The organism is Okeania sp. SIO2B3 (assembly GCF_010672525.1).
Lineage (GTDB): Bacteria > Cyanobacteriota > Cyanobacteriia > Cyanobacteriales > Microcoleaceae > Okeania.
This window is the reverse complement of the sequence record NZ_JAAHGH010000052.1, coordinates 1-12,655: the sequence shown is the minus strand read 5'-3', so window position 1 is coordinate 12,655 and position 12,655 is coordinate 1. Positions and strand designations below refer to the sequence as shown.

The window sequence follows — 12,655 nt, the reverse complement described above, 5'->3', positions numbered from 1 at the left end:
GGTTTAAACGTTCACCAAGCCTAAATAAACTTTTGTTGACATACTCCCGACGTTGCCCTTACGGGACAACGCGGGATTCTTCAGCCTGGGAAACCCTGACCGCTGTTTTAACAGAGGTGATGTCCTCCCCCTGTGTTGACAATAATCCGATTTTTTGTATCAGAAGGGCTGAGTTATAGTCTCTATCTAATTCTTGACCACATCTAGAGCAAGAATGCCAACGCTCTGATAAGCTTTTAGAGACTTTATTCAAACATTCCCAACAATTTTGAGACGTACCTTTTGGGTCTACTTTGATAATTCTCTTGCCTAATTTCCAGACTACATACTCTAAGACTTGAACAAACTGGCCAAATGCTGCATCTTGCAAAGACTTATTTAATCCTGACTTCGCTGACTGACCATTGGGTAAGAATTGACCATTGTCACCTAATTTAGCTCTGCAACGCCTCACTAAATTTGCTATCTGTAGGTCTTCTAAAAATATCACTTGATAGTCACTAAATAAATGATAAGCCAGTTTGAACTGCCAGTCCAGTCGTTGCCTAGCTATTAGTTGATGCAGTTTAGCTATTTTACGTTTGAGAACTTTCCAAGTTTTTGAATGTTTTTGTTTTTTAGCTAATCTTACCTGTAGTTTAGACAAGCGATGTTCAGATTTTCTGAAAAACCTAGGAACTTCTATAAACTCACCATCAGATGTAACAATATAGTGCAGCAATCCTAAATCAATACCTATTGAGTTATCTTCAGTGGGTTGAATTTCTGCACGCCTCAAAGGTACAGTCTGATCTTCTATCGTTAAGCTGATATACAGACCATCTGCCGCGCGTATCACAGTACCTGCCTTAACTTTGAATCCTTCTGGTATTGGGCGATTGAAGACAAAAGGGACTAAGCCTATTTTCGGTAAATTGATACAATACCGACCGTTAGCATTTTTGACAATATTAGTGTTTGATAACTGGGGATAACTAAAAGAATTATAGTAATGTTTACCTTTAAATTTAGGTCTACCGCTGGTTTTACCGTTTTTATCCGGCTTGATAAAATTATCCATAGTAGTTTGTACTCTTTGGATAACATCTTGTAAAACCTGAGAGTGCATGGACTTGTATTCAGGGAATAGCTGTTTGGTTTGTCCTAAGTTTGCTAGTTGAACAGTCTCCCACAAAACATAGCCATTAACTATATTCGGATGCTTATCCCCTTTCTTTGTTATTGGATTACCATTATTGTCCTTTTTTCTGCCATCCCGTGTTTGTACCCTAAATTCAGGGATATTTTGATAAATCCGGTCCACTGGTACTACTGAAACATTTTACAGGTTTAGGGCTATATGGCCATATAACTTTACCTATATTCTGAGGAAATTTTAGAATTACGCACTCAAGAGATGCGGTCGGCTCGACCATGAATGCCTGTGGATAAGTAACCGCCGATGGTCTCAGAGAAAGCAGGAAGTAAATATCATATTGTAAAGTTATGTTACCCTCTGTATCAGTTTTGTAAATCTGGAACCCGTGCTGGTGAAGGAATTATACCTTTTTGACGTAAAACTATCTCCCTGTATATATTTGAGACTATTTTATAGTTCTATTAATTAATCTCTATCCCCATTGAAGGCTGTACTTTCGTATAAGGCCCAGAGAAAGTCTGCTATTCCTTTCGGTCAGAGGCCAATTTTGAACCCTCTGCTATGCTAAGGCATTAAACTCAATTTTTCGATAATTTCGATAATATAGTCTAGTTTGCCAACAAAACAAAGGACAGCCAACAATGCCTGATCGCTCTCTTTGGATTACAGGGCCAACTCTTAGCGGTAAGACAAGTTGCTTAATAGAACAATTTTGTATAAGAGGCCAAAATCTGAAGTCTCCCCTAAATGAAATTGTTAGGCCAGTGAGGCTAGAAAATGCCGAAAATATTTTAGATGATCGCCCACAAATAGGAGACTTTCTGCATACTTCGCCCAAGATACTAATATTGGCGGCTAATGCAAATAATCGACTTGACTTGATGGACAGAATTTCAGAGGCGACATCAGAACAATACCCTTATCATTCAACTACTCCATTAGGTTTTTTTGAAGATGAAGTCAACTTATTCTGGCCATTGCTAATCGAATCCTTGGACTTAAAGGCACAGTTTCCATTACGACTACGGCCCGAAACAGAACAGGAACTTGCTGGCAGAGTTTGGCGTCCTCACATAGAGAAAGGATTATTGCAACAGCCAGGGGTAACTAGAGAGCGGATGATACGCCGCATTCTCGACTTATTTCAATTGGCTGCTTTCAGTTGCACGCCTATAGAAGAGACCGCAATGATTTTACAACAGGGATTTGAGCAGGTAGATTCAGGGGAATTCTATGAGAATATAGTAGAATTACTGCAACAGTGGCGATCTTGGTGTTTACAAAGATGCTTGCTAACTTATGGTATGATCACAGAGTTGTACTGGCGGTATCTACTACCAAACCCTAATTATCAGCAATATCTAATTGACCGTTATCCATTTTTGTTGGCAGATGATGTGGATGAATATCCAGCGATCGCTAGTCATTTATGCAATTTTCTGTTAGATAATGGAACTTTAGGCGTTTTTACTTATAATCCTGATGGTGGTATTAGATTAGGTCTGGGAGCTGACCCCGAATATTTAGCACAACTGCAGAAACGGTGTGAAATTGAAGTATTAGACACAGAGGAAAATTTAGCTAAAGAAATAGGAGAACCTATTGTTGAGTTAGTTCTGGATACTTATAGCCTTAATTCTTCTATTTTTCAACTTCCGGCTTTTTTACAATTAATTCAGACTAGATCGCGGGCAGCTTTGTTACGAGAGACAGCAGAGGCGATCGCTAAAGATATAAAATTGGGTATAGTAGAGCCTCAAGAAGTGGCAATAATAGCTCCTGGTTTAGATGCCATTGCTCGTTATAGTTTGACTTCAATTCTCAATCATCATGGAATTGCGGTAGAGTCACTCAAAGACCAACGCCCTCTCATTAGCTATCCCACAGTCCGAGCATTATTGAGTCTTTTAACTTTGGTTTATCCAGGGTTGGGACGTTTAGTAAACCGCGATGCAGTGGCAGAAATGCTGGTTGTATTAAGTCAAAGGTCTATTGGCAAAGCTGAAAAACAAACGGATGGTCAAGAAAGTTTACAGAAAACTAATCATATAGATCCAGTGCGCGCAGGTTTGTTAGCAGATCATTGCTTTTATCCAGATATTACACATCCACACCTGCTGCCAATACAAGCTTTTTCTCGATGGGATAGAGTCGGGTATCAAGCAACTCGTGTTTATCATCAAATTTTGGAATGGATAGAAGAACAGCGATCGCAACAAGAACAACGTCAACTTCCTAACCCAATATTTTTGTTAGACAGAGCAATTCAGAATTTTTTTATGTCTAGCTATCTTTCTTTTGCTGAGTTAGCAGCACTACGAGAGTTGATGGAAACTGCTACCCACTATTGGGAAGTAGAGCGCAGACTGCAAAAAAGTTCTCAATTTTCGGTAACAACTTCTACTGCTAATGACTCGGTGGAAGAAGACTTATCCTCTAGTACAGTAGAAAAATTTATCCAGTTTTTACGCAAAGGAGTAGTTAGTGCAAATCCTTTTCCCGTGAGACCCATGGGTTACTCTCCCCCAGCAATTACTTTGGCCACAGTTTTTCAATACCGAGCTAGTCGTAGATGTCATAGATGGCAGTTTTGGTTAGATATAGGTTCTCCTCTATGGTTAAGTGGAGGTTCTGCTACTCTCTATGGAGCGCCATTATTTTTGCAGAGTCAGTTAGGGAATTGTTGGACTATTGAAGATACGCAAAAATCCGACCGGGAAAGACTACGAAAAATTTTGTTAGATTTGTTAAGTCGTGTAGGTTCTCCTGTAGGTTATGGCAACAATAGTTCAGTTAATGAGTCAAATGAATATCGGATTTATCTTTGTCATAGCGATTTAGCTGTTAATGGACAGGAACAAACAGGGCCACTTTTACCCTTGGTCTATAGTTCTATATCTAATACTGTTTAGGTGGACAATTTACAATGAATGGCTATGATAATTTTTGGCCAATTTGAGGACTAATGAAAAATAAATGAATTTTATACTATAAAAAAAATAATTTGTCAATAAAGACCGCAAACTAATTTAAAGATAATTTCTATTTATAAGGAGAAAAATAATGGGATCGTCAAATTTCGGTGCTCAAATAACTACAATGATAATAAATGGCTTTCCTATACGAGGTTTTATTGATGATTTTGGTAACTTTCAACCATTACAGCCAATACCAGAGCCAACAGAAACACCAACACCAACCCCGACAGAAACACCAACACCCACACCAACACCAACCCCGACAGAAACACCCACACCAACTCCAACAGAAACACCCACACCAACCCCAACAGAAACACCCACACCAACCCCAACAGAAACACCAACACCCACACCCACAGAAACACCAACACCCACACCCACAGAAACACCAACACCCACACCAACCCCGACAGAAACACCAACACCCACACCCACAGAAACACCAGCACCAACACCAACAGAAACACCAGCGCCAACACCAGCACCAACACCAGCACCAACACCAGCACCAACACCAGCACCAACCCCACCACCAACAGAAGTTATCGAAGTTAGAGGTGATAATGGCGAGCTACTTGGTTTAATTATTGGCGGTGTGTTTCAGGCATTACCCACACCAACACCAGCACCAACACCAGCACCAACTGCTACGCCAGTACCACCACCACAACCAATAGCTGTCGATGACGAAGTGACAACTAACCAGAGTCAAGTCGTTAGTTTTAATGTCCTCGAAAATGACATTGACCCTTCAGGCAATTCAATATTTGTTAGTAATTTTAGCTTACCTACCAATGGTTCATTACTAGAAAATGGTACAGGAACTTTCACTTATACCCCCAGACAATTTTTTATTGGAACAGATAGTTTTAGTTATTCTGTAAGTAATGGTACTAGCAGTTCTCTGGCAACAGTTAATATCAGTGTTCTTAGTGAAGGAGCGCCTATCAGAGTTGAGGGGGTATTCCGAGGTACTCCCAATAATGAATTTTTAATTGGTAGCGACCAAGTAGATGTCATATTTGGAGAGGTGGGTGATGATACTATTATTGGTCAAGGTGGTAATGATGAAATCAGAGGAGGTGAAAATAACGATACTCTCAATGGTAGTCGAGGTAATGATACAGTTATAGGAAGTCAAGGTAATGATAACGCCCGTGGTGGTAAAGATGACGACCTAATTTTAGGAGAGGAGGGTAATGATATATTATTTGGCGATCGCGGAAATGATACAGTTAGTGGAGGGGATGGTCGAGATACTATTTATGGTGGTAGAGATAATGATAGTGTTTCTGGTGATGCAGGAGATGATGAGGTATTTGGTGATAGAGGAGATGATGCTGTCTTAGGTGGAGATGGTAACGATAATGTTCTTGGTGGCGAGGGCAACGACTTTGTTAGCGGTGGCGCAGGCGAGGACTTTGTTAGTGGCGGTCTAGGTAACGATCGCCTATTTGGAGACCCTGGCAGCGATACTATTTTTGGTGATGAAGGCAATGACGAAGTATCTGGCGGTTTCGGGAACGACTCGATATTTGGAGGTTCTGGAGCAGACCTGCTCAGTGGTGATGGAGATAATGATACGATAGACGGTGGAGATGATAACGACGAAATTCAAGGAAATATTGGTAATGACTGTCTAATAGGGGGTTTAGGCACAGATACTCTTATTGGGGATCAGGGTAACGATACATTTTTCATTAGTCCCGAAAACGGTGGTCTGGAAATTTTTGAGGCAGATGTTATTGCTGACTTCAATGGTAATGCCGACCTAATTCGTTTAGGAGGAGGTCTTGGGTTTAACGACTTAGTTATTTACCAAAGTCCCAGTGGGGAAGGCCGTGACACCATTATTCAGAATGGTTCCGATGGTCCATTCTTGGCTATTCTATTGGGAGTTGACAGTAATACTATTAATGCGGGTAATTTCATTGGTTCTGGTGGGTTTCCTTTTCCTACCCCTTCTCCCACAGGCACTCCAGACCCTACAGGTACGCCAGACCCTACAGGCACTCCAGACCCCACAGGTACTCCAGACCCCACAGGTACGCCAGACCCCACAGAAACACCAGCACCCACAGAAACGCCAGCACCTACAGAAACGCCAGCACCTACAGAAACACCAGGTCCAACACCTCCACCCACACCTCCACCTGTTCCTAACCGGAGACCAAATGCAGAAGATGACGAAGTAGCAACTAGCCAAGGTAAATTAGTAGAATTTAATGTATTAGAAAACGATTCCGATCCTGACGGCGATCCTCTGACAGTCACTGATTTTACATCAGTCTCCAATGGAGAGTTAGTGGAGAAAAGCAATGGGTTATTTGAATATACCCCAGATGATGGCTTTGTTGGTACAGAAAGTTTCAGCTACACTATCAGCGATGGTAACGGGGGTACCGATAGTGCTGATGTGACAATCACAGTTAACCGATCGCCAGAGTTAGTTAACAATACTGGTATAGTAGTTGAAGCTGGTTCGGGTATACGGTTTATAAATTCCAATAATTTGCAAGCAGATGATGCTGACAATTCTCCTGATGAGTTAATATACACAATTACTGATGCTCCCGACTTAGGCGACCTAAAAATAGGAGGTAGTTCTCGTTTACGGGAGGGAGATACCTTCACTCAAGAAGATATTAACAATAACTTACTACAATTTACTCCAGATGATACGGCAGGTAATGACTTTTTTACCTACACAGTCTCTGATATTTCAGGGGGTCAGGTTCCTCCAAACTCATTTAGTATTGGTATTGTAGATGATACTAAAACATTAACAAATAAAGCGGATAACTTCACGGGTACTGCCCTAAGTAATAATATTTTGGGGTTGGCAGGAGATGATAGTATTGATGGTCTCAGTAGTAGTGACTATATAGATGGTGGTGAAGGAAACGACTCTCTGGTTGGCAACTCTGGTGATGACTGTCTATTTGGTGCTAGTCAACAAGATACTCTCAGAGGTGGAGATGGTTCCGATAGTTTATTTGGTGGTGATGGCAATGATAGTCTTTCTGGAGATGCTGGTAACGATAGTCTTTCTGGAGATGCTGGTAACGACAACCTCTTAGGAGGAGATGGCAGCGATAGTATGACTGGAGGAGAAGGGAACGACTCTCTTCTAGGAGCAGATGGTGACGATACCATAGCTGGTAATGCGGGTAACGATACCATTCGTAGTGGAGCTGACAACGACTCCGTAACAGGTGGAGACGGTAGCGATCTAATAGATGGTGGTTCAGACAACGATACTATTAGTGGTGGAGCAGGAGCAGATACCGTTTTAGGTGGTTCAGAAAACGATTCAATATTTGGAGAAGAAGGTGATGACTCTCTGGTTGGTGATGATGGTAATGATACTATCGACGCTGGTCCTGGTCAGGATATCATTTTGGGTGATATAGGAGATGATAGTATCCAAGGTGGTGATGACAATGATGGAATTGACGGCAGTATTGGTAATGATACTATAGCTGGAGGTTCTGGGTCAGACCGACTGACAGGTGGTGCCGGGAATGATTTCTTCTTCTATGAAGTTGCAGACCAAGGTATTGATACAGTCAGAGATTTCGATCGCCCTGGTGATGATGATACATTCCTGTTTACATCTGCTAACTTTGGCGGTTTAACTAATAACGGTTTTTCTAGTGTAATTCTCCAGGATGAGAATATAGGGTCGGAAGGTCAGAGTATCGGTGATGCAGAGTTGATTATTTTTGAAGGTAAGTTTGATAATGCACAAGCAGTTAACGCTGCCTTAAATGTACAAAATGGCTCTAGCGATCGCCCCGCTTTCTTTGTTTACCTAAATGGTCAACGTGAAAAATATGTCCTTGGTTATGACACAAGTCTTGCTGATGACAGTGTTCCTGCTTTTGAGTTGGGTATTCTCCAGTCTGTTGAACCTGAAGAAGACCAAATTTCCACCGTTATTGATGCTGGTGATTTTGAGTTTATTTGAAGAAGGAAGAAGGAGTAGGGGCGAATGGCATTCGCCCTTACAGGAGTAGGGGCGAATGGCATTCGCCCTTACAGGAGTAGGGGAGTGGGGGAGTAAATTTCAACCTTTTTCCCCTATTGTCTAACTGAATATCCTTACTTCTGTTCCGTTGTCTATAAAAAAATAGACATCTCCAATAATAAAAAATCAAATCAATTATTACACAGAAATTATCAATTATTTCCCCTACTCCGTACGGACGTTGCATGCAACGTCCCTACCCCCTTTTTTCTAGAAATATCTAATAGCAATTATCAGGAAAAATTAAAATGGCACAAACAGAAAGAGTTAAACAACAAGTCGAAGTACCACCACCAATTTTTATTCAAGGTTTAGGAGAGGGAAGTACTTTGAGCGACTCCATCATCGGGAGTACAGTAGCAGATACAATTTTAGCATTGTCTGGAGATGATACAGTTTTTGCTCTAGATGACAATGACGCTCTCCTGGGAGATGAAGGTCAAGACCAAATGAACGGAAATGCCGGAAATGATTTTCTAGACGGAGGTCCGGGAGATGATTGTTTACGAGGTGGCAAAGATTTAGATTCTCTGTTCGGAGGTAGTGGTAGTGACATCTTATTTGGCGATCGCGACAGTGATACTATCATAGGGAATGAAGGCAACGATACTATCTATGGAGGTAAAGATAATGATAGTATTGTTGGTGGTGGAGAGGACGATCTATTATTCGGCGACCGGGGGGATGATTTTGCTGATGGGGACATCGGTAATGATACAGTAGTTGGTGGAGCGGGTGACGACCGCTTATTAGGAAATGATGGTGGAGATACATTATTTGGTGAAACAGGTAGAGATATTCTAGAAGGTAATACAGGAGATGATGTACTTTTTGGTGGACAAGATGCAGACTCACTAGCAGGAGGTGTTGGCGCAGACTTCCTATCTGGAGACCTTGGTGCAGATACAATGACAGGAGGAACGGGACAAGATACCTTTAATATTACTCGTGACTCAGGAGGTCCAGGAGTTAGCAGTGCAGATTTTATTAATGACTTCAGTAACGAAGATTTAATCGGTCTGAGCAATGGTTTGACCTTTGAAGAACTAACTATTTTTGCATCAGAAGACAACCCTGATAACACTATCATTAGTGTCGGTGGTACGAATGGCGATTTTTTAGCAGTGTTAGAAGGAGTTGAAAGTAGCACAATAGACTCTAGTGACTTTGTCACATTATCACTCCCTACACCAACACCTCCTGGACCAACAACTTCACCAAGTCCAACCCCAACACCTACAGAAACTCCAGAACCAACACCCACAGAAACTCCAGAACCAACACCCACAGAAACTCCAGAACCAACACCTACAGAAACTCCAGAACCAACACCTACAGAAACTCCAGAACCAACACCTACAGAAACTCCAGAACCTTCTAACAACCCTCCTGAAGCAGAGGACGATAACTTAAGTACAAATCAAAATGAACCATTAACTATTACTGTTCAAGAACTACTCGAAAACGACTCTGACCCAGATGGAGACTCTCTCAGTATTTCTGCCATCGGTACACCACAAAATGGCTCATTAGTACAAGAAAATAGTACAACCTACATATATACTCCCAATACTGGGTTCCTTGGAGAGGACAGTTTTAGTTACAGTATTAGTGATGGTAATGGTGGTTCGGATAGTGCCCAAGTTAATATTAAAGTCAATGACTCACCCCAGTTAGTTAACAACAGAGGTATCATTGCTGAGAGGGGTGGAGCAAGACAAACGATATTTAATACTAATCTTTTAGTTACAGATCCCGACAACACAGCAGAAGAAATTACCTACAATATTATTACGACACCCATACAAGGTAATCTGACATTAGTTGATGATACTATCAATGATGACGATACTTTTTCTCAAGCTGATATTAATAACAACTTAATTCTATATACTCCTGGTAACACAGCAGGTAGGTTTCCGTTTAGCTTTTCTGTTTCTGATGGGGATAATGGAACAATTCCAACTACATCCTTTAGTATTACTGTTGTTGATAATGTATCTGAAGGTGCAGGTGGTGATAATACTATTAACGGTACTCCCGCAAGTGACTATATTCTCGGAAATGCTGGAGAGGATACTATTAGTGGTCGTGCTGGAGATGATGTTTTGGATGGAGGAGCAGATGAAGATTCTATATTAGGTGAAGCTGGAAATGACTCTTTGTTTGGTGCAGAACAAGCTGATACATTATTAGGAGGAGTAGGCAACGATACTCTAGATGGTGGTGCTGATAGTGACTCTTTGTTAGGAGAAGATGGCAGCGATCTATTATTAGGAGCAGAACAACAAGATACTCTCGCAGGTGGACAGGGTAACGATACTCTAGACGGAGGTACGGGTAATGACTCTCTATCTGGTGAAGATGATAATGACTCTCTATTTGGTAATACTGGAAATGATACTCTAGGAGGTAATTCTGGTAATGATACTCTAGACGGTGGTGCTGATGATGACCTCCTGCTTGGCCAAACTGGTAGCGATAGTTTATTCGGTGGGTTGGGCAACGATAGTGCTGTTGGTGGGGTCGGTGATGACTCTTTGAGTGGTGGTGCAGGGGTTGATACTCTTGATGGTAATGAAGGAAATGATTTTATCAGTGGTGACGAAGGTAACGACAGTATTAATGGTAACATAGGTGATGATACATTGAGTGGTGGTTTGGGTGCGGACAGGTTAACTGGTGATGAGGGAGATGATGCTTTCTTTTTTGAAGTTCCCAATGAAGGAGTAGATGTAATTACTGATTTTAATGGTAGTAATGTAGATGTATTCTTGTTTAGATCCAGTAATTTTGGTAATTTAACTAATCCTCCTGGTACTGCTACAGAATTTTCTAGTGTGATAATTTCTCTTGATAATTTGGGTTCCCAAGGTCAGGATATAAGTGGTCAAGAACTAATTATTTTTGAGAATAGATTTGAAAATGTGCAGCAAGTTAATTCTATTCTGAATAATCAAAATGGTTCGGGAACAAGTCCTGCTTTCTTTATCTATGTAAATAATAGTTTGAATAGTGAAGTTATCTTGGGATATGACCCGAATCTTGAGGATGATGGTAATCCTGCTTTTGATTTAGCAGTCCTTAATAATATACCTCTTGTTTCTGATGCTATTAGTACTGTTATTGATGCTTCAGACTTTAAATTCATTTAAGGGAGTAGGGTCGTAGGGGCGAATGGCATTCGCCCGTAGGGGAGTAGGGGATACCTGGAGTGGAAAAAACATCCGTTGGCTAAGGTTCCCGAGAAATAGGAGTAATACCGTTTCACGGAACTCAAAAGTCAAAAGTCATGCATCGAGTGCTAATTGGCGAGGTCTCCTCAGAATGTAAGACGCACATCTGACAGTCATGCATTATGATTTTATAGCTCAAAACTTTGATGCTTCAGTAATTTCAGCAAATTATTCGACATCTAAAGTTTGAAACTATTTGTAACATTCTTTTTTCAAATTGGTATTATTTATCTTTAATACTGAATAATATCAAATCCGTTTAATTGGACATAAAAAAATTCTTCAATCGTCATAACTACGCTCATCTTTGTAATTCTTTCTCCTCCTGACTCCTGAGGACTGACTCCTGAGGACTGACTCCTGAGGACTCCATCATTTATTTATAACTTTTCTACCGGACATGATATAACACTGATTGTCAAAAATACAAAAAAATTGTTAATATGAAAAAGTTTCAAAAAAATTCTTAAATGTATGGTTAAAACTAATTAATTATAGTTGATTTTTTATAATTTGAAAAGTCTCTAATTAATATATTTTCTGTCAATTAAAATAGTTATGTTTTCAAAATATTAATTGCCTGTGAAAATCGCAATATTATGGCTTATTAAAGTCAACAATAATAATACATAATCAAGAACTAAAACGACAAAAAAATATCGAGCTTGTCTCATATTAGCTAATGTAAATTATCTATTATTTAAGAGGTATAAAAATGGGTTCGTCAAATTTCGGTGCTCAAATAATTACAAGGATAATCAATGGCTTTCCTATCAGAGGTTTCATTGATGATTTTGGTGAGTTTGTACCATTACAACCAATACCGACAGCATCCCCAACACCAGCGCCAACACCAGCACCAACGCCAGCGCCAACACCAGCACCAACGCCAGCGCCAACACCAGCACCAACGCCAGCACCAACACCAGCACCAACACCAGCACCAACACCAGCACCAACACCAGCACCAACGCCAGCACCAACACCAGCACCAACACCAGCACCAACGCCAGCACCAACGCCAGCACCAACACCAGCGCCAACACCAGCACCAACGCCAGCACCAACGCCAGCACCAACGCCAGCACCAACACCAGCACCAACACCAGCACCAACACCAGCACCAACACCAGCACCAACACCAGCACCAACACCAGCACCAACACCAGCACCAACACCAGCACCAACACCAGCACCAACGCCAGCACCAAATAGAATAGATAAGGGAAAAAGTGTAGACCAAGCAAATAGAGAAATAGTAGAAATAGAA

At 41.0% G+C, this 12,655-nt stretch carries 5 protein-coding genes; 3 read left to right on the top strand and 2 right to left on the bottom strand.

Annotated elements, in window-relative coordinates; translation table 11 throughout:
- Positions 1-58: 58 nt before the first annotated feature.
- On the bottom strand, positions 59-1,303 hold the full coding sequence (locus F6K15_RS24715) for a transposase (protein ID WP_293065681.1): 1,245 nt from the start codon (positions 1,301-1,303) through the stop codon (positions 59-61).
- Positions 1,304-1,779: 476 nt separating this feature from the next.
- Between F6K15_RS24715 and F6K15_RS24710 the strand changes: the two genes are divergently transcribed.
- The 3 genes from F6K15_RS24710 to F6K15_RS24700 all read left to right on the top strand — a co-directional run bounded on the left by F6K15_RS24710 (position 1,780) and on the right by F6K15_RS24700 (position 11,304).
- Positions 1,780-4,050: a recombinase family protein gene (locus F6K15_RS24710; protein ID WP_293065679.1), complete on the top strand. Its 2,271-nt coding sequence runs from the start codon at positions 1,780-1,782 to the stop codon at positions 4,048-4,050.
- 151 nt (positions 4,051-4,201) lie between these two features.
- On the top strand, positions 4,202-8,089 hold the full coding sequence (locus F6K15_RS24705; protein WP_293065676.1) for an Ig-like domain-containing protein: 3,888 nt from the start codon (positions 4,202-4,204) through the stop codon (positions 8,087-8,089).
- Positions 8,090-8,397: 308 nt separating this feature from the next.
- A complete protein-coding gene (locus F6K15_RS24700) occupies positions 8,398-11,304 on the top strand; it encodes a cadherin-like domain-containing protein (RefSeq protein WP_293065673.1) in 2,907 nt (968 codons plus the stop codon).
- Positions 11,305-12,123: 819 nt separating this feature from the next.
- Here F6K15_RS24700 and F6K15_RS24695 read toward each other — a convergent pair.
- On the bottom strand, positions 12,124-12,655 hold a 532-nt coding region (locus F6K15_RS24695; protein ID WP_293065670.1), incomplete at its 5' end, for a hypothetical protein.

Excerpts from the sequence above, each read along its gene's own strand:
- F6K15_RS24700 (WP_293065673.1), top strand. The coding sequence starts at position 8,398 with ATGGCACAAACAGAAAGAGTTAAACAACAAGTCGAAGTACCACCACCA.
- F6K15_RS24705 (WP_293065676.1), top strand. The coding sequence starts at position 4,202 with ATGGGATCGTCAAATTTCGGTGCTCAAATAACTACAATGATAATAAAT.
- F6K15_RS24710 (WP_293065679.1), top strand. The coding sequence starts at position 1,780 with ATGCCTGATCGCTCTCTTTGGATTACAGGGCCAACTCTTAGCGGTAAG.